General features: G+C 64.2%; 19 protein-coding genes. 8 read left to right on the top strand and 11 right to left on the bottom strand.

Features of this window, described 5'->3' with window-relative positions; all coding sequences use genetic code 11:
• Positions 1–41 precede the first annotated feature (41 nt).
• The 6 genes from pheA to V5B44_RS08690 form a co-directional block, all read right to left on the bottom strand.
• On the bottom strand, positions 42–1133 hold the full coding sequence (gene pheA / locus V5B44_RS08715) for a prephenate dehydratase (protein WP_332358688.1): 1092 nt from the start codon (positions 1131–1133) through the stop codon (positions 42–44).
• A gap of 127 nt (positions 1134–1260) precedes the next feature.
• Complete coding sequence (gene gyrA / locus V5B44_RS08710) at positions 1261–3885, bottom strand: DNA gyrase subunit A (RefSeq protein WP_332358687.1); 2625 nt, start codon at positions 3883–3885, stop codon at positions 1261–1263.
• 176 nt (positions 3886–4061) lie between these two features.
• Positions 4062–4730, bottom strand: a complete 669-nt coding sequence (locus V5B44_RS08705) for a hypothetical protein (RefSeq protein WP_332358686.1) — start codon at positions 4728–4730, stop codon at positions 4062–4064.
• A complete protein-coding gene (locus V5B44_RS08700) occupies positions 4727–5752 on the bottom strand; it encodes an MlaD family protein (protein WP_332358685.1) in 1026 nt (341 codons plus the stop codon). Before V5B44_RS08700 ends, V5B44_RS08705 begins: the two co-directional genes overlap by 4 nt.
• A 10-nt stretch (positions 5753–5762) precedes the next feature.
• Entirely contained in the window at positions 5763–6575 is an 813-nt protein-coding gene (locus V5B44_RS08695; protein WP_332358684.1) for an MlaE family ABC transporter permease, read from the bottom strand.
• A 69-nt stretch (positions 6576–6644) separates the two neighbouring features.
• Entirely contained in the window at positions 6645–6920 is a 276-nt protein-coding gene (locus V5B44_RS08690) for a hypothetical protein (protein ID WP_332358683.1), read from the bottom strand.
• Between the two features lie 196 nt (positions 6921–7116).
• Here V5B44_RS08690 and V5B44_RS08685 point away from each other — a divergent pair, with 196 nt between their 5' ends.
• A complete protein-coding gene (locus V5B44_RS08685; protein ID WP_332358682.1) occupies positions 7117–8244 on the top strand; it encodes a VanZ family protein in 1128 nt (375 codons plus the stop codon).
• 7 nt (positions 8245–8251) lie between these two features.
• Here V5B44_RS08685 and V5B44_RS08680 read toward each other — a convergent pair whose 3' ends face one another.
• Positions 8252–9286, bottom strand: a complete 1035-nt coding sequence (locus V5B44_RS08680; RefSeq protein ID WP_332358681.1) for a J domain-containing protein — start codon at positions 9284–9286, stop codon at positions 8252–8254.
• 141 nt (positions 9287–9427) lie between these two features.
• On the opposite strand from V5B44_RS08680, the gene V5B44_RS08675 reads away from it, so the two are divergent.
• The 3 genes from V5B44_RS08675 (at position 9428) to V5B44_RS08665 (ending at position 11268) form a co-directional block, all read left to right on the top strand.
• Positions 9428–9562, top strand: a complete 135-nt coding sequence (locus V5B44_RS08675) for a hypothetical protein (RefSeq protein WP_332358680.1) — start codon at positions 9428–9430, stop codon at positions 9560–9562.
• Between the two features lie 8 nt (positions 9563–9570).
• A complete protein-coding gene (locus V5B44_RS08670; protein WP_332358679.1) occupies positions 9571–10155 on the top strand; it encodes a hypothetical protein in 585 nt (194 codons plus the stop codon).
• Between the two features lie 171 nt (positions 10156–10326).
• Positions 10327–11268 (top strand): cation diffusion facilitator family transporter, encoded by a 942-nt coding sequence (locus tag V5B44_RS08665; protein WP_332358678.1) that lies wholly within the window; start codon positions 10327–10329, stop codon positions 11266–11268.
• Between the two features lie 193 nt (positions 11269–11461).
• On the opposite strand, the gene V5B44_RS08660 is transcribed toward V5B44_RS08665, so the two are convergent.
• Complete coding sequence (locus tag V5B44_RS08660; RefSeq protein WP_332359098.1) at positions 11462–12193, bottom strand: SAM hydrolase/SAM-dependent halogenase family protein; 732 nt, start codon at positions 12191–12193, stop codon at positions 11462–11464.
• Positions 12194–12341: 148 nt separating this feature from the next.
• Between V5B44_RS08660 and V5B44_RS08655 the strand changes: the two genes are divergently transcribed.
• Genes V5B44_RS08655 through V5B44_RS08640 form a run of 4 tightly spaced genes read left to right on the top strand, consistent with a single transcriptional unit; the run spans position 12342 to position 15054 of the window.
• Complete coding sequence (locus tag V5B44_RS08655; protein WP_332358677.1) at positions 12342–12650, top strand: (2Fe-2S) ferredoxin domain-containing protein; 309 nt, start codon at positions 12342–12344, stop codon at positions 12648–12650.
• A 22-nt stretch (positions 12651–12672) separates the two neighbouring features.
• A complete protein-coding gene (locus tag V5B44_RS08650; RefSeq protein ID WP_332358676.1) occupies positions 12673–13311 on the top strand; it encodes an alpha/beta hydrolase in 639 nt (212 codons plus the stop codon).
• A complete protein-coding gene (locus tag V5B44_RS08645; RefSeq protein ID WP_332358675.1) occupies positions 13299–14264 on the top strand; it encodes an ATP-binding cassette domain-containing protein in 966 nt (321 codons plus the stop codon). Before V5B44_RS08650 ends, V5B44_RS08645 begins: the two co-directional genes overlap by 13 nt.
• A 4-nt stretch (positions 14265–14268) precedes the next feature.
• On the top strand, positions 14269–15054 hold the full coding sequence (locus V5B44_RS08640; RefSeq protein ID WP_332358674.1) for an ABC transporter permease: 786 nt from the start codon (positions 14269–14271) through the stop codon (positions 15052–15054).
• A gap of 73 nt (positions 15055–15127) precedes the next feature.
• Here V5B44_RS08640 and V5B44_RS08635 read toward each other — a convergent pair whose 3' ends face one another.
• The 3 genes from V5B44_RS08635 to V5B44_RS08625 all read right to left on the bottom strand — a co-directional run bounded on the left by V5B44_RS08635 (position 15128) and on the right by V5B44_RS08625 (position 17582).
• Positions 15128–15880 (bottom strand): hypothetical protein, encoded by a 753-nt coding sequence (locus V5B44_RS08635; RefSeq protein WP_332358673.1) that lies wholly within the window; start codon positions 15878–15880, stop codon positions 15128–15130.
• A gap of 168 nt (positions 15881–16048) precedes the next feature.
• Positions 16049–16873, bottom strand: a complete 825-nt coding sequence (locus tag V5B44_RS08630) for a lipopolysaccharide kinase InaA family protein (RefSeq protein ID WP_332358672.1) — start codon at positions 16871–16873, stop codon at positions 16049–16051.
• Between the two features lie 10 nt (positions 16874–16883).
• Positions 16884–17582, bottom strand: a complete 699-nt coding sequence (locus V5B44_RS08625) for a class I SAM-dependent methyltransferase (RefSeq protein ID WP_332358671.1) — start codon at positions 17580–17582, stop codon at positions 16884–16886.
• Positions 17583–17693: the final 111 nt, after the last annotated feature.

The following is a 17693-nucleotide window of genomic DNA, read 5'->3' as shown; positions in this document are numbered from 1 at the left end:
TCGAAAAAAAGCAGTATCTTTTCGCCAAGTCCGACAGGCTGCTAGTAAGCCGCCACCGGGTAGGAACCAAGAAGCTTGAGATATGGGGCGCGACGGGCAAGCTCCGTGAGCGCTGTCCGCACGGGCACATCATTGCGGTGACCGTCAAGGTCGACGAAGAAGACATACTCCCACAGCGTATGACGCGCCGGGCGGGATTCCAGCCGTGTCATCGAAACGCCGGCATCGGAAAACGGCGCCAGCAGCTGGCTCAGCGCACCGGTCTGGTTGTGCGCCGACATGATCAGGGATGTCTTGTCACGTCCCGAAGGCCCGGCATCGTGACGACCGAGGACGACGAAGCGCGTCGTATTGTTGGGCTCATCCTCAATGTTGCTGGCCAACTCCGGCAGATGATAGCGCTCCGCCGCAGCCTGGCCGGCGATCGCCGCCGCGCCCGCTTCTGCTGCCGCCAGTTGCGCCGCCTGCGCGTTGCTCGCCACCGGTACGCGCTGCGCCAGCGGTAACGAGCGGTTCAACCACTCATGGCATTGCGCCAGTGACTGTGCGTGCGAGTAGACCTTGCTCACCCGGCCCAGCACCGTCTCGTTTGACAGCAGATGCTGATGGATGCGCAGCACCACCTCGCCGCAAATCTTGAGCGGCGTCGTCAGCAGCAGATCGAGCGTACGACCAATGGCCCCCTCGGTCGAGTTCTCGATCGGTACCACGGCGTAATCGGCATGACAGGCCTCGACTTCGCGGAAAACATCATCGATCGAAATCTGGGGCATCAAACGGGCGGCGTGGCCAAAGTGCTTGGTTACGGCGCTCTCCGAGAAGGTTCCCAGCGGTCCAAGGAAAGCGATACCGAGCGGCTGTTCAAGCGACAGACAGGCCGACATCACTTCGCGGAAGAACCAGGTCACACTCTCGCTCGACAGCGGCCCCGGGTTGCTCTCCTGGATGCGTTGCAGGACCTGCGCCTCACGCTCGGGACGGTAAATGAAGCCCGCCTCGCCATGACGCGCCTTGATCTCGCCCACCTGCTGAGCATACCGCGCACGCTGGTTCAGCAACTCAAGCAGTTGCCCGTCGAGTTGGTCGATCTGCTGGCGAACGACCGTCAGTTCGTCCTGAAGATTGTCACCCATCACTCGCTGCCAGCATGACGCTGAGTCGCATGCGCAAGCCGACCAACGGGCACGCAAACCCCGGCGCGCAACGGCGACCGTACCTTCAGCGAGCTGACACCGAGACCAAGGCAGTCAGACATGCGCCCTATTCCTGTTCGCGATCGGCGCCCGGATTCACCGCCGGTGCCTCTCCCGGCTGTGAATCCTCACTCTCGGCCGACCCCAGATCGCCGTCGTCTTCGCTCTCGACGACTTTTTCCAGACCGGCGAGCTTCTCACCGGCGTCAAGAGCGATCAGCGTCACACCCTGGGTCGCGCGACCCAGCTCGCGAATCTCCCGGACACGCGTGCGGATCAGCACCCCACCGGTGGTGATCAGCATGATTTCGTCTTCATCGCGCACCAGGCGGGCGGCGACGACCTTGCCGTTGCGCTCACTGGCGGCGATCGCAATAACGCCCTGCGTACCGCGACCCGAATGCCGGAAATCGGCCAGCGCGGTGCGCTTGCCAAAACCGTTCTCGGTCGCCACCAGGACAGTCTGCTGGTCGTTGTCGGCGACCAGAAGCGACAGCACGTGCTGCTGGTCGCCCAGCCGCATCCCCCGCACGCCGCGCGCCGTCCGTCCCATCGGCCGCACGTCTTCCTCATCGAACCATACCGCCTTGCCGGCATCGGAAACGAGGACCACGTCCTGTGTCCCGTTGGTGATCTCGACCCCGATCAGGACATCATCCTCATCGAGCGCGACGGCGATGATGCCGTTCTTGCGCGGATTGGAAAAATCCGACAGCGGTGTCTTTTTCACCGTCCCGCTTGCCGTGCACATGAAGATGTAGCGGTCGTCGGTAAACTCCTTGACGGCCAGGATCGCGCTGATCTTTTCGCCTTCCTCGAACGGGAAGAGGTTGACAATCGGTTTGCCGCGGCTGGTCCGCGTCCCCTGCGGCACTTCGTAGACCTTGAGCCAATAAACACGGCCGCGATTGGTGAAGCAGAGGATGAAATCGTGCGTATTGGCGACAAACAGGTGATCGACGAAATCATCCGCCTTCATGGCTGCCGCCTGCTTGCCACGCCCGCCGCGCTTCTGCGCCCGATAGTCGGCGAGCGGCTGCGACTTGATGTAGCCGGTGTGCGAGAGCGTCACCACCATGTCGACCGGGGTGATGAAATCCTCGATCCCGAGATCCTGGGTATGAATGACGATTTCGGAGCGGCGCTTGTCGCCAAACTGCGCCCGAATGCCGGTCAATTCCTCGACGATCATCTCGGTGATGCGCTCGGGCCGCGCCAGGATATCCATCAGGTCGGCGATCCGTTCGAGCAGTTCCGCGAAATCACCGATGATCTTGTCGCGTTCCAGTCCGGTCAACCTCTGCAGGCGCAACTCCAGGATCGCCTGCGCCTGCGCCTCCGAGAGCAGATAACCGTTCTTGGACAGCCCGTATTCCAGGCCAAGGCCTTCCGGACGGGTCGCGTCGAGCGCCGCGCGAGCCAGCATCTCGGCCACCGTCGGTGAAGTCCATAGTCTGGCCATCAAGCCCCGGCGGGCGTCGGCGGGCGTCGGCGAAGCCTTGATCAGCGCGATGATCTCGTCGACATTGTCCAGCGCCACCGCCAGGCCTTCCTGGATATGCGCGCGCTCGCGCGCCTTGCGCAACTCGAAAACGGTCCGCCGGGTAAGAACCTCTCGCCGATGCCAGAGAAAACACTCCAGCATCTGCTTGAGGTTGAGCAGCCGAGGCTGGCCGTCGACCAGTGCGACCATGTTCATGCCGAAGGTGTCCTGGAGCTGCGTCTGCTTGTACAGACAATTGAGCACCACTTCAGCCACTTCGCCACGCTTCAGCTCGATCACCACGCGCATGCCCGACTTGTCCGACTCGTCGCGCAGATCGGAGATACCCTCGATCCTCTTCTCGTTGACCAGTTCGCCAATCTTTTCGAGCAGCGTCCGCTTATTGACCTGGTACGGCAGCTCGTCAATGATGATCGCCTGGCGGTTGCCCTTGTCAATGTCCTCGAAGTGAATCTTGCCCCGCATGACCACACGGCCACGCCCGGTGCGATAACCCTCGCGCACACCCGAGACGCCGTAGATGATGCCGGCCGTCGGAAAATCGGGAGCCGGCAGCAGATCGATCAGTTCGTCGATCGTTACGTCGGAGTTGTTGAGCAGCGCAAGGCAGGCATCGACCACCTCGCTGAGGTTGTGCGGCGGGATGTTGGTCGCCATGCCGACCGCGATACCCGAAGAGCCGTTGATCAGCAAGTTTGGAATTCGTGCCGGCAAGACCAACGGCTCCTCCTCCGAACCGTCGTAATTGGGCCCGAAGTCAACCGTTTCCTTGTCGATATCGGCCAGCAACTCGTGGCCGATGCGCGCCATGCGTACTTCCGTGTAACGCATCGCTGCCGGGTTGTCGCCGTCCACCGAACCAAAGTTGCCCTGTCCATCGACCAGCATGTAGCGCAGGGAGAAATCCTGCGCCATGCGCACGATGGTGTCGTAAACCGGCGTGTCGCCATGCGGATGGTACTTACCGATGACATCACCGACGATACGTGCCGATTTCTTGTACGGCTTGTTCCAGTCGTTCGACAACTCGTGCATCGCGAACAGAACGCGTCGATGCACCGGCTTGAGACCATCGCGCGCGTCGGGCAAGGCACGCCCCACAATCACGCTCATCGCGTAATCGAGATACGATCGACGCATCTCGTCTTCGAGGCTAATCGGGAGTGTTTCTTTGGCGAAAGCTTCCATCTTCCATCCGCTGGCGACGTGACTTCGGCGGGAATGTCGTCGTCTTGATCAAGCCCGTCATTCTATCACGCTACGAGTAGCCTCGGGCCCCGGGAGATGTCCATTGGAGCGAAGTGATGGAAGCCCAATGCGTCAGCGCTGGACTCCCGGGCAAGGCGGTCGGGATCCGTGGAAAGCTATGGCTTTGCACCCAGCACCAGGTCAATGCGTCGCTGCAGGCGCGCCACCTCGTCAACCTCAGCAGCCGCTTGAGCGAGCTGCTGCTGCACCTTCAGCCAGGCCAGAAGCGGACGACGCCAGCCCTGCGCCGAGGCGGTGTCCACTGCCTGCGCGACGACGCCAGGCGTCGCTGCTCCGCAGCGCAACAGGACGCCGGCGGCGACCAGTCGCGAGAGCGGATCGCTGATCGCGGCGAGCGCGGCATCGGGCGCTGCCGGGTTGGCGGCAAGACCCTGCTGCGCCTTCGGCAGCAAAGCCACATCAGCGGGTTCTACCTGGCCAGAGAGGTAGCGCGCATAGGCCTGCTCGGGTGGTGCAGCATCCGCCGCCAACGCTTCGTAGGCGGAACAGGCGCCCATTTCAAGGCTGGCGACGCGCGTGGCGCAGCGCAACAGTTCGCTGCGAGCCAGCAGATCGGCGCGGCCGGTGCGCGCCAGTTCGGCGCGGGCACGGGCAAACTCCAGCGCCTCGCGCCGGCCGTTGCCACTGAGATAAGCCTCGGTTGCACGCTCCAGGCTACCCTTGGCGTTCATCTGCCAGTCGGGCGGCGGCGGGGCTCCTGCGCAGGCGGTGAGCACCAGCGTGGTGGCCAGCGCCGGCAAGAGCCGGCTTCCACCTCTTCTCATGGCAGCCTGATCTCCGTCTCGCGGGCAAAGGGCCATTTGCGGTTGACCTCGTTGACCAGATGCTCGACCTTGCGCAAAGTGGCTTCGACCTCGCTGCGCAGCGCGTCGAGATCGGTCGTTGCCACACGCGTGTTGCCAGCGATGGCCTGCGCATCGACCAGCACGGCATCCACTTTCTGCAGGCTGCCGCGTACTTCGGCCAGCAGCCCGTTGAGCTGCTTGACGGTGGTGCGTGTTTCGCTGACCAGGCCGCCCTGCTCCGCGACTCCGTGCGGTCTGGCGGCCTGGCCAAAGACCTGGCGGTCGGCGTTGGCCACCAGGCTGTCGAGGCGGCCGGTGAGCACATCGGCATGCGCCAGCAGCGCGCTTGTCCGCTCGACCAGCTTGCGCGCCTCGGCCTCGTTGCCCAGCAGCACGCCCAGCGCGCCCTGCGGCCCCTTGAGCTTTTCGGTGACGGTCTGCAAATTGGTCAGGCTTGCCAACAGCGCCGCATCCGCTGCCGTCAGCGCAGTGAGATTTTCCAGCAGCTCACTGACGGAAGCGGCCAGGCGGGGGAGCTCGGCCAGCGCATCGCCACGCAGGATCTGGCGGACGGCACCGTCCTCGAGCGGCGGGTCGTCGAGGACGCCACTAAAGGCGCGGATGCGCGTGCCGCCAACCAGGCCACGTTCCATGGTAAAGACGCTGGAACTGCGCAGCCAGCGGGCATCCCTGCTCTTCACGTCAATCAGGATGCGGGCATTGCCGTCATCAGCAAGCTCAATGCGCGCCACGCGACCGATCGGAAAGCCGGCGAAGGTCATGTCCATGCCTACCAGCACGCCTTCCGAGTCGTCGGCAAGCAGCACCAGTTGCTGGGTGCGCTCAAAGACACCACGCGCGTAGAGCACATAGGCTCCCGACGCAAGCACCAGCACCATCATGAGCAGCAGCAACAGCGCGGCCTTGAGCTCCAGGTTCTTCACTACCTGGGGCGACTGATCGGCGGGACGAACCGTCGTGAGAGGCGGGGACTCGTTCATGCGAAGTCAATCAATAATAGTTGCCGAGCAGGGACACGACTTCGACCAGCAGAACCACCGAAAACAGCCGGGCAAGTTCCGTGATGTCGCTGCCGCGGCTGTAGCGTCCATCGGCATCGCGCTGAGCGGTCGCGGCCATCGGAACGATGGCCACGGCGAGGCTGAAAAACAGGGTTTTGAGGGAGAAAATCAGCGTCACGGGCGCCGAGAACACCTTTCCCACGCTGTGCGTGTAGGCGGACAGGCCCCAAGGCGAAAAACCATAGACCGTCAGGTAACTCAGCCCCAGTGCCACGACACAGCTGAGCGCCGCCAGCAACAGCACTGAAAATGCCGCCGCCAGCGCGCACGGCAGCAATACGGCCTGGAGCAGTTCCTGCTCGGAGCGGCGAATACCGCCGTCCTCCAGCCCAGCGAGACGCTCGCGAATCCCGTGCGCATTGGGCATACTGTAGCGCACTGCGACGAACATCGCCGCGTAGAGCGGGATGAGTTCCAGCACCAGCGTGCGCACCACGACTTCCAGTGCGTACTGCGAGAGGCCGTAGCTCACCGCAGTGGCGACCACGATGCGTATCAGAACCAGACTGATAAGCGCCGAGAGAACCAGGAACCAGGTCAGCAACGGAGCTGTGGCCAGATAGATGTGGCGCAGGATGGTCTGACGCTGCCGGCCACTTCGGTAGCTCGAGGACGCCAGGGCGAGAACGATGATCTGCGCCGCAAGCAAAAGCACACGTAGCCAGGAAGCCCAGCGAGCACGCGCCCGCCGCCCCAGATGGAGCAGGCTTGCTTGCGCCAAGGAGAGGAAGTGCAAGGCCATCCGTGCGAGTATCGCTGGCCTTGAAAAGCCAAGTCAATACGCGATCACCTTCGCACCGATTTTCATTGCCTACTCGGCAGCGCTGATCAACCCCGAGCAATTCAGCGGCCTGATCGAAACCGATTCCCAACGGGTATTGCCGACGCGGCTCCTCGAACACACCCCCGACGTCGCGCAGGCGATCATGAGCTGCTCGTCGGCGACGCTGCGGGCGCCGTCGGTCGCCTTCTTGGAAAACACGGTGCGCAACTTTTCCCCGAGATTGGCGACCACGCCTTTCTGCGCCTGATGCACGCAGCCGACGCGGAGCCGCTCGACGATTCCCGTGATGCGCCAGGACTGCACCAACACTTTGTGGTAACGTCAGGTTGTCCTTCGGTGTTCAAGACGCAAGACGTTGGCACATCCGTTCAGCCTCGATTTCCGACTGCCCCGGGCTATTCCGGCCAAGTCAAGGCAATACAGCTGGCGCCGGGACTTACCGCAACCCGCCACGTCAGCCGTCGGTTGGCGGCGAAGCCTCGTTGCAATTGCGCTTTTCTTGTTGCCTGCCTTCGACCTTATGGAGCGAGCCCTGCAAAACACGCCACTGGCTGACGAAATCCGGAGACCAGCACCGCCGCCACGGCCGACACGGCTGCCGCTCTATCTGTCGCTGGCTTACCTGGTGCTGATCAGCTATGCCAGCCTCTATCCTTTTGCCAACTGGCGTGACCTCGGCGTCCCACCGCTGGCGTTTGTCGACGCCGCCTGGCCTCGCTACTGGACGGTTTTCGACCTCGCGGTAAACATCCTTGCCTATCTGCCGCTGGGCTTCCTCCTGGCGCTCGCGCTGCGCCGACTGCCGGGCGGCCGCTGGTCTGGCGCCATCATCGCCGTGTTGTTAGGCAGCCTGCTCAGCCTCGCCCTGGAATGCCTGCAGAACTGGTTGCCGGCGCGCGTGCCATCGAATCTTGACCTGGCGTGCAACGCCGCCGGAACAGCCATCGGGGCCGTGCTCGCGTTCTGCAACGGCAAGCGCATCTTCAGGCGCATCGGCCAGCTCCAGCAGGAACTACTGGCCCCGATCGCGCACGTCGAACTGGGCCTGGTTCTGCTGGGCATGTGGCTGCTGACCCAGTCATCACCGGAAACACTGCTCTTCGGCACAGGCGACCTGCGCAGCGTGATCGAGCTGACGCCGGCCGTGCCCTACGCGGCGCACTCCTTTTTCGTCATCGAGGCCGCGGTCATCGCCTGCAACACCGTGGTCATCGGTCTTTTCGCACGAACCCTGCTGGCCGACCGGGCGGCTCCGCATCTCGCCCTCGTGGCCTTCTTCGTCCTCGCCCTGGCGATCAGGACGTTCGCCGCGGCCATCCTCGTCGCCCCACAGGACGCCCTCGCCTGGCTGACGCCGGGCGCCCGGCTGGGCCTGCTGGTTGGTGGTGTGCTGCTATCGCTGATGTTGCTGCTGCCAGGGCCAATACGCGTCGCCCTGGCAGGCGTTGCCCTGATGGCCGGCACGACGCTGGTAAACCTGACGCCGGCAAACCCTTACTCGGAAGCGGCACTGGCCGCCTGGCGTCAGGGACACTTCCTCAACTTCAATGGTCTGACCCGCTGGGTGGCTGGTCTCTGGCCCTTCGTTGCCCTGCCCTATCTGACGGCCGTCGGACGACGCCTGTAAACTGCCCTCAGCCGCTCGCCCCCTGCCTGCGCGCACGCATCTGCAACTCCCAGGCCGCCAGTTCGGGCGCACGGCGATCGAGATCCGCGGCCAGCCGGTCTTCGAGACCTTCGAGAAGTTCGATATCCTCGGGACCGACGTGCGGGTCGATGCTCGCCAGATGCACCACCAGGTCGCCGGCAGCACGCGCGCGCTTGCCGGGGTAGCCGTAGCCCGGCAGCCGATGTTCGCCAGGCTGTTGCGCCCAGGGCGACAGTTCGAGGCTGGCACTGCCAGTCAGCGTCGGCACCTCGACGCGCCCGCCGGCAAGCCGCCGGAAGACGCTTACGGGCACCTGGCAATGGAGGTCACGACCCTGCAGGACGAACAGCGCATGCGCAGCGAAGCGGATCTCGAGATACAGGTCGCCGGCAACGGCCTTCTCGCCACCGACTGGCCGGGGTGCCTGCCGGGTCAGCCGCAGGCGCTCGCCGTCGAGCAGCCCGGGCGGCACGGTGACCGCCAGCGTGCGCAGCGCCTGCTGCCAGCCGCTGCCCGTGCAGTCCGAACAGGCGGTCTCGCGCAGGTATCCGCGCCCGGCACAGATATCGCAGCGATTGGTCCGGCCGCCCGGGCGCGACACCCGACCACAACCGCTACAGGTTGGGCAGGGCACCAGATGATCGTGCTGCACCCGTCCGCTGCCAGCGCAGTTGTCGCAGGGAACGCAGTCGATCAGTTCAACGTTCCTGCGACAACCCGATGCCGCCTCTTCGAGCGTCAGTATGAGGGCTTGTACCAGATCAGCGCCAACGTTCTCGGCCACAGGGTCGCCGGGGGTCGCCTCGGCCGCCGACGTTTGCCGCCACACGGCCAGGCGCTGTGGATCGCACAGCAGCTCATAGGCCGCGTGCACCCGCTTGAATTCGCTGCCGGCGATCGGCGAAGGGTTGCGATCCGGGTGCCAGAACATGGCCATCCGCCGGTAGGCGCGCTTGACTTCCTCGCGCGACGCCTCCTCCTTTACGCCAAGGATCGTGAAAGGATCGTCTCTGAGGGTCATTGGACAGTCACGGGTCGTCGCACGGCAGCTCTGCTCCGGATTTCAAGGATCCTGCCAATCCTGCAGTGCTATCCTTACACACAACTTGCGACCAAGAGTTCTCGCCAATCTTCCGATCCACACGCCAGCACTTGCAAGACCATGACCATCCTGACCTTCGTGATGCCAGTTGTTCAGCCAGCTGCCATCCTGCCCCTGCGCCAGCCTGTCGTGCTGAGCAACGTTTTCACGGCGTTCTCCGCTGTTGCTGGCAGCCCCCAGCTGCCGGCGCGCTAGCTCGAACCTTGGACCTCATCTCTCGCACCCTTGCCGCGCGCGCCTTGTCGCTGATCGGCCATCCCGCGTTGCTGGTGCCAGCCGCTGTCGTCCAAGGAGCGTCGATCAGGCAGGCTCCGGTGCAGGTCCTGCTTGTCGCGACCGCCGTTTCGCTTCTGGTCGCGTTGATTATCCTTGTCTACAGCCTGGCGCAAGTACGGACAGGCTGCTGGACGCACGTTGATGCATCGCTCCCGCGGGAACGGATGCAACTCAATCTGTTCGCGGCACCACTGCTTTTCGCAGCAGCCGCTGTGCTGTGGTGGCTCGGCCAACCGCCGGCAATAGCCCTCGGACTGGCGCTGGGCGGTGCGCTGGTGGTGTTCGCGCATCTGCTGCGTCGCTGGCTGAAACTGTCGCTGCATGCGGGGTTTGCCGCCTTTTCCGCGCTGCTGCTGTGGCCGAGCTACCTGGGCATGTTGTCGCTGCTCTTGCTGGCCGTCGGGGTAGCCTGGTCACGCTTGGTGTTGTCCCGCCACACGCCGCAGGACGTGGCGCTCGGGTTGCTCGCCGGCGCCACGGCGGGGCTGGCATTCAACTTTCTCGCTGGCTGAAATGGGCTTCTGCCTGGTCCATGCCAACAGCGGGCGAGGTGTCGAGGGCGTGCCAACGCAGTCGCCGCCTGATCGATGCCGGGGAACGGCCTGCTGCCACCATGGCGCCCGACCGCAGCGCGCGAAAGGCGGCATCGAGCGTATCACGAGCACGCCGCGGGAGGTGGCGTAATGGCGGCAGAACCCATCCCACGGTCGGCGCTGACACGCTACGCCTGGCTATCCATCGCGGCCGCTGCTGCCACCATCCTGCTCAAGGGCGTGGCGTGGTGGCTGACCGGCTCGGTCGGCCTATTGTCCGACGCCATCGAATCGTTCGTGAACCTGGCTGGCGCATTGATGGCGTTGTGGATGCTGACGCTGGCTGCTCTCCCAGCGGACGACGATCACGCTTACGGCTATAGCAAGGCCGAGTATTTCTCCAGTGCCTTCGAGGGCTTCCTGATCCTCCTCGCGGCGGTCAGCATTGGCTATGCGGCGATTGCCCGGCTGCTGCAGCCGCAGCCGCTGGAGGCGGTGGGCGTCGGGCTGATGGTTTCCGTGCTCGCATCAGTGGTCAACCTCGCCACCGCCCGCACCTTGATGAAAGTCGGCAAGGAGAACAATTCGATCACCCTGGAGGCCGACGCACAGCATCTGATGACCGATGTGTGGACTTCGGCAGGGGTCATTGTCGGCGTCGGCCTGGTCTGGCTGAGTGGCTGGCTGTGGCTTGATCCGGCGATCGCGCTGCTGGTTGCCGGAAACATCGTCTGGACCGCCTGGCATCTCATGCGGCGTTCCCTTGCCGGTCTGCTGGACGCCTCCCTGCCACCGGACAGGCTGGCGCAGATCGAATCCCTATTGGCAGTGTATCGTCAGCAGGGTCTTGATTTTCATGCCCTGCGCACGCGCCAGTCGGGCAGCCGCAGCTTCGTCAGCCTGCACGTTCTGGTACCAGGCAACTGGACCGTGCAGCAGGGTCACGACTGCGTCGAGCGGATCGAGGACGAGATTCGCCAGTGCCTGCTGCACGCGCACGTCACGACCCACCTGGAACCATTGGAAGATCCCGTATCAATGAGCGACCAGGGGCTTGAGCGAGCGAGCGGACCCGACAAAAATCCGCCCTGAATGAAAGCTTGTGCCGCCGCTCCGTGGTGCCCGCCAAGCGACTGCGGTTATTTCAGGGATTGTGCTGACGGAGTCGGTGCAGCAGCGGGGCATGAACCGGCCAGCCAACGCCGTTCTGTCCCTTTCACCGCCGGCAGATGTCGCGCTGCGGCGTGTTCAGAGCGGCAAGCAGATCGACTCGCGCACGACGCCTTCAGGTCGCGCGTTTGACCAGCGAGCCGACGGCAAGACCCAACACTGACGCAGCGTTGCCGCGATTGACGGCGATCTCGACCAGGCCAACGCTGTTCTCGTACCAGAACGCCTGCCCCGTTGGCACTTCGGCGAACACCCGCGCCGGCGGGATGCGTACGGCACCGACCGCCAGCGGCGTGTCCTGCGGCACATTGACCGCCCGCATCCCGGTCAGCGCGTTGCCGTAGTGGTCGATGTAGATCACTTCCGCCAGATCATCCGCCGACATCGCCTGATCGAGGCCAGCGCATTCGGCGAGTGCTGCCGCCGGCCAGTCACCGGCGGCAATGCGCGCGGCGATCGGAGCGAACAGGTCGCGGCCGTGAAACGACACCGACAGTCCCTCGGGCCGCCAGTTGATGCGCCAGCTCCACGACGTTTGCGCGCGCGCCGCAACCACCGCCAGAAGGCCGTTGTCCGGACCGACGTAGAACTTGCCGTCGGCCTCCAGCACCACGGCCTGACGATCACCGCCGACACCGGGATCGACCACGGCGAGAAACACGCTGCCGGGGCCGAACTGGGTCTGCAAGGCTGCCAGCAGATGCGCCCCGGCCCGCGGATCGAAATCGGGAACACGATGCAACAGGTCAACAATCGGCACGTCCTGCCGTCCGTGCTGCAGCAAGGCGGCCTTCATCTGGCCGACGTAGGGGTCGTCGATGCCGAAATCAGTGTAAAGGACGATCATGGCGGGCCAAGGGCAATGGTGTCGATCGTCAGCATAGCGCGTGGCGGGCGGCGAGGACATCCTCGATTCATGCAGAATGAGTTGCGCCGGACGATCTGGGTTAGAATCGAGCGCCGCAGCACGCAACCCAACCGGAGGAACCGCTTCCATGAGCTACTTCAAGCATCACGTGTTTTTCTGCTGCAACCAGCGGGGCGAGGGGGAAACCTGCTGCAACAACGCCGGCGCGATGGCCGCCCAGACCTATGCCAAGGACCGCATCGGCGAACTGCGTCTCAAGGGCGTTGGCAAGGTGCGCATCAACAAGGCCGGCTGCCTGGACCGTTGCGACAGCGGACCGGTGCTGGTGGTCTATCCGGAAGACGTCTGGTACAGCTATGTCGACAACGAAGACATCGAGGAAATCATCCAGGAGCACCTGGTCCACGGGCGCGTCGTCGACCGCCTGCGCATCTGACTTGCGATGAGCATCTGAAGCGATGAAACTGCACCCGGAACAACTGCTGCTCGACGGACCGGTCGGCAAGATCGACCTGATCGTCGAGAATCCCGGCGCGCCGCGCGGGATCGCGCTGATCGCGCACCCGCACCCGCTGTTTGGCGGCGGCAACACCAACAAGGTGGTGCAGACTCTGGCGCGTACTTTCAACCATCTGGATTATGTTGCGCTGCGCCCGAACTTTCGCGGCGTCGGTCAGAGCGAAGGAACGCACGACGATGGTCAGGGTGAGACCGACGACCTGCTGGCCGTGCTGGCGGAAGCGAAGTGCCGTTACGGCAACCTGCCGGTGGCGCTGGCCGGCTTCTCCTTCGGCGCCTACGTCCAGACGCGGGTGGCCGAAGCCCTGCTCGCGTCCGGCCATCCCGCCCAACGGTTGGTGCTCGTCGGTACTGCCTCGGGGTTCGTGGAGGGTGCGCGCCGTTACCATACCAAGGCCGTACCAGGTGACACGATCGTCATCCACGGCTCCGAGGACGCCACCGTGCCCCTGGCGAACGTGATCGAATGGGCCAAGCCACTGGAGTTGCCGGTGATCGTTGTCCCCGGTGCCGACCACTTCTTCCACCGTCGCCTGCACGTGATCCGCGAAATCGTCAGCCGCGCATGGCGTCACTGACGGGCCTGAACGCGGCCGCAGCCTCGGTCCGCGGCGCGGCGCTGCACGTCAATGGCTTGTGGAAGTCCTATGCCGGCGAAACAGTCGTCGCCGGCATCGACTTCGTGGTGCCCCCCGCCACCTGTTTCGGGCTGCTTGGCCCGAACGGCGCCGGCAAGACGACCACCTTGCGCTGCTGTCTCGGTCTGACGACGCCTGACAGGGGCCACATCCACCTCGCCGGGCGGCCGGTTCCGGCCGAAGCGGAAGCGGCGCGCACCCGGGTGGGCGTCGTCCCCCAGTTCGACAACCTTGACCCCGACTTCACCAGCAGCGAGAACCTGCTGGTCTACGGTCGCTACTTCGGCATCAAGGACGCCGTGATGCGCGCTCGTATCCCTGGTCTGCTCGATTTCGCCGGCCTCACCGGCAAGGCGAACGCGCGCATTCAGTCGCTGTCCGGCGGCATGAAGAGAAGACTCACGCTGGCCCGCGCGCTGGTCAACGACCCCGATATCATCTTTCTTGACGAACCGACGACTGGCCTCGACCCGCAGGCACGCCACCTGATCTGGGAACGTCTCAAGCGCCTGATGGTGGGAGGCAAGACGCTGATCCTGACGACACATTTCATGGACGAGGCTGAACGCCTCTGCGACCGCCTGGCAGTTCTCGACCACGGCGGGCTGATTGCCGAAGGCGCGCCACGGGAACTGATCACCAGCCACATCGAGCCGCAGGTGGTGGAGATTTTCGGTGAAGGCGCCGCGGCCTGGGCCTCCACCCGCCAGGGCCTTGGCGAGCGCCTGGAAATGGCCGGCGATACCGCCTTCTTCTACTGCCACGACGCCGCGCCGCTGCTTGCCGCGCTTACCGGCGAAACCGGTTCCGCTTCGGGCTTGCGTTACGTCCATCGCGCGGCCAGCCTCGAGGATGTCTTCCTCAAGCTGACCGGGCGCGATCTCCGGGACTAGGATCGTGCGCCACGAGTGGTTTGCCCTGCCCCGCCCCGGCCTGCGCTGGCTGCCGGTATGGCAGCGCAACTTCCTGGTCTGGCGCAAGCTGGCCATCCCCTCGATCATGGGCAATCTCGCCGACCCGCTGATCTACATGCTCGGCCTCGGGTACGGACTCGGCGGCCTGCTGCCGCAGGTGCAAGGGGTAGACTACGTGCGCTTTCTCGCTGCCGGCACGATCGTCGCCAGCACGATGAATGCGGCGACTTTCGAGGCGCTGTACTCGGCCTTCTCGCGCATGCATGTCCAGAAAACCTGGGACGCGATCCTCAACACGCCGCTCTCGCTCGACCACGTGCTGACCGGCGAACTGGTCTGGGCTGCGAGCAAGAGCCTGCTCGCCGGGCTGGCGATCCTGCTCGTCATCGGCGCACTCGGCCTGGTTTCCTGGCCGCTGGCGCTGTGGGTGCTGCCGGTCATCTTCCTCACGGGTCTCGCCTTTGCCGCCATGGGCCTGATCGTCTGCGCCCTGGCACCGTCGTATGACTTCTTCATGTACTACTTCACGCTGTTCATCACCCCGATGCTGCTGGTTTCCGGCGTGTTTTTCCCGACCGAGCAGTTGCCCGCAATGGTCCAGACGGTTGCCGCCTGGCTGCCCCTGGCGCACGCGGTACAGCTCGCGCGCCCGTTGCTGCTGGGCCGGATTCCCGACGATATCGGCCTTCATCTGACGGCGCTGGTAGTGGTCGCTGGCGTCAGCTTCTGCATCGCCACCGGGCTAACGCGGCGGCGCTTGCTCAAGTAGCGTTGTGCGAAGCGCGCAGCCAACGGCCCCGGGCCGGCCACTCTCGACCGCCGCAGGCGTTTGCCGGATGACCTCACTGCTGGCGGGCTGAATCCGTGGCTTGATCCGTCACCATGAGCTTCTCGAACACGGCGCGATAAGGCTCGGCAGAGACGCTGATGCCGCCCTGGAACGGGTGATCGCTCACCGCGATAAAGTACAGGACCAGCGAAATCGGCGCCGCAACGAGCATCGTGATCGTTGCATGCAGCGCGAAAGTGTCGACGCGCAGCAGAAAGCATGACGCGATGGCCAGCGCGCCGAGCAGGATCACGACGACCCACAGTTCAACCGGCAAGGCGGTGTCGGTAAACGCCTGCAAGCGCCGCCAGTGGGTTTCGAGCAGCCGGTTATAGGACCGCACGACCTGCGCATGCATGATCTTCTGACCTTCGGTCGTGGGCTCGAATGCCAGGACTGCCTGCCGCGCCTCTTCGATACCCTGGTACGTGCTCTTGGGCAGCTCACCCTTCTGGTGCAGCGGCCATTCCTGGTTGATGACGTACTCGGTGTAGGCCGTCAGCGCTTGCCTGGTCTTATTCTGCAGCGGCTGCGGGTAGCCGCCGAGATCACGGTACAGCACGGCAATGGCGGCAGCCTCCGCCCCCACGTCGGCGGCCGCCTCGCCCATGTTTTCCCACACCGCCACTGCCGTGAGGCCAGCCGCAACCGCATAGACCCCGATCAGCGCCGACAGCAGGCCGGTGATCGTAGCGTTGTCGAAGCGCGCGTGCAGACCCGACACCCGCACACGCGGTGCGACCAGTGCGAGGCCGGCGATCGCCACGGCAATCGTCACACCGACAACAAAGAAGGCAAGCTCGAGCGACGAAAGTTCGTGGAACCAGTTCATGCGACAACCTCCCGTTTGGAGAAAGCGGCCGGTCCTCCTGGCGCTGATCGGCAGGCCAGAGAACGGCTTGACGGCTGGCGTGATACCCGTCTGATCGTCAAATCAGGTTTGGCCGCCCCTGACCGACAGAACGGACGCCGGGGCGTGGATGCGGTTCTTGCTGAGCGCGTGGGCAGCGATCCGTCGCCACAGCGATTTCGCATAGGGTGTCAGGCGTGCTATGCCGAGGTAGGACTTGAGGAAACGCATGCGATCAGTACGGCTCCAGCAAAGCGAGTCCAGCGTCAGAGAATAGAGATCGCGCAGCGCACAGGCTGTTTTCGACGGATGCCAGCGCGACTTTTCAAGGTCAATGACGCGAGCCTCGACGCTACCGTCGCCGTTGATCCGGGTGAACACGTGCTTCGGGAAGAAGCAGTTGTGCTGCATCCGATGCTCATGCATCTGCCGCAGCAAGCCGGCGACGGCGTCGAGAACAGGCATCCGGACAACTCGCGGGGGTACCCCTCCCCTGAGCCAGCCCTGCACTTGCTCCTCCAGCGAGACGAAACCTGTCAGCGCCTCGGTAGCGAGAATTGCACGGTGTCCTTGGCCAAGCCGGCGTACGGCAAAATAGACCGGCTCCAAGGTAGGGATGCCACAGGCCCGATAGTGCATGATGCGCTGGAATTCGCGCTCGAAAGTTGGAATGCCATCGACCGGGTGAATCCAGGAGAAGGTCTTGTGATTCTCCTGACGCTTCAGAAAGATCATCCGCGCACCGCCATCCGGCAGCGTGAGTTCGCAGCACGACACGCCACTCCAACCTCCTCGCCGCCGGTTGGGCTCCTCAAACCAGCCGGCCTCAAGCTGCCACAGGGCATCGAAGTCCATCAGCTTGCCCGCGGCCAGTACCGTACGCCAGCGTTCGGCGACGTAATCCTTCATCACTCAGCGCTCAGGCTTGCCGCACCCGCAGCACGTAAGCCCGCCACTTGTCCCAGTACTTGATGAAGTCGACATGGCCCACGACATCGAGCCCTGCGGCGGCGAATTCGCTCTCGACCAGGCTCTGTGACAGGAGAATCCGGTCGCGCGGCGCCTCGCTGACGCCCTGGCGCGCACGCCTCTCGTGCTTCCGACGGAGCCGCCAGGCACGGTAGTTACCGTCGACCCACAGTGAGACAATGACGGTGTCTGAGCTGATGCGGGCAAACTCCTTCAGCATCAGCACGCGGTCCTCGCTCTTCTGGATGTGGTGAAGCAGACGGATGCTGAAGACACAGTCGACGAAATTGTCCGGCAAGCCGCTGGCAAAGGCCGAGCACTGAAAAGCCTTCTCGATGCGTGCAGTCACCGCTGGCGGACGCAGGTCCATGCCGACGTCAACCATGTCGCGGCTGTTGTCCGCAGCGTAGATCCTTCGCTCGGGCTCCTCGGCCAGCAACGACCAGAACCGCCCAGTGCCGCAGGGCAGGTCGAGCACGGAGCGGGGGCGGCCGGCGATCACCAGCGCCTTGCGCGCCATGTCGATCTCGCGCCAGTTCGAGAGCCGCCGCCAGAAACCTGAGTTGTGCTTCTCGAAGTACCTTCGAGCATGTTCGGAATCGTACTTTTCCGAGAATTCGTAGTGGGGCCGGCTATCTTCAGTCGTCATCGGGTAGATCTTGTGTGGTGGGTTTGGCGATCACATGACCGACAAGCCGCAGCGCCATGTCAGATGTGCCGGTTCTGCACGTGTCACACAGGCTGTGCTGCCGGATCCTAC

This window comes from Candidatus Accumulibacter necessarius (assembly GCF_036625085.1).
Note: the sequence above shows the minus strand (reverse complement) of the source record. Positions and strands in the feature narration are given on the sequence as shown.

Bases quoted from the DNA above. Each gene is read 5' to 3' on its own strand.
- pheA (WP_332358688.1), bottom strand. From the start codon at position 1,133: ATGGGTGACAATCTTCAGGACGAACTGACGGTCGTTCGCCAGCAGATC.
- V5B44_RS08650 (WP_332358676.1), top strand. From the start codon at position 12,673: ATGAAACTGCACCCGGAACAACTGCTGCTCGACGGACCGGTCGGCAAG.
- V5B44_RS08645 (WP_332358675.1), top strand. From the start codon at position 13,299: ATGGCGTCACTGACGGGCCTGAACGCGGCCGCAGCCTCGGTCCGCGGC.
- V5B44_RS08630 (WP_332358672.1), bottom strand. From the start codon at position 16,873: ATGAAGGATTACGTCGCCGAACGCTGGCGTACGGTACTGGCCGCGGGC.
- gyrA (WP_332358687.1), bottom strand. From the start codon at position 3,885: ATGGAAGCTTTCGCCAAAGAAACACTCCCGATTAGCCTCGAAGACGAG.
- V5B44_RS08655 (WP_332358677.1), top strand. From the start codon at position 12,342: ATGAGCTACTTCAAGCATCACGTGTTTTTCTGCTGCAACCAGCGGGGC.
- V5B44_RS08695 (WP_332358684.1), bottom strand. From the start codon at position 6,575: ATGGCCTTGCACTTCCTCTCCTTGGCGCAAGCAAGCCTGCTCCATCTG.
- V5B44_RS08625 (WP_332358671.1), bottom strand. From the start codon at position 17,582: ATGACGACTGAAGATAGCCGGCCCCACTACGAATTCTCGGAAAAGTAC.
- V5B44_RS08705 (WP_332358686.1), bottom strand. From the start codon at position 4,730: ATGAGAAGAGGTGGAAGCCGGCTCTTGCCGGCGCTGGCCACCACGCTG.
- V5B44_RS08665 (WP_332358678.1), top strand. From the start codon at position 10,327: ATGGCGGCAGAACCCATCCCACGGTCGGCGCTGACACGCTACGCCTGG.
- V5B44_RS08680 (WP_332358681.1), bottom strand. From the start codon at position 9,286: ATGACCCTCAGAGACGATCCTTTCACGATCCTTGGCGTAAAGGAGGAG.
- V5B44_RS08675 (WP_332358680.1), top strand. From the start codon at position 9,428: ATGACCATCCTGACCTTCGTGATGCCAGTTGTTCAGCCAGCTGCCATC.
- V5B44_RS08660 (WP_332359098.1), bottom strand. From the start codon at position 12,193: ATGATCGTCCTTTACACTGATTTCGGCATCGACGACCCCTACGTCGGC.
- V5B44_RS08700 (WP_332358685.1), bottom strand. From the start codon at position 5,752: ATGAACGAGTCCCCGCCTCTCACGACGGTTCGTCCCGCCGATCAGTCG.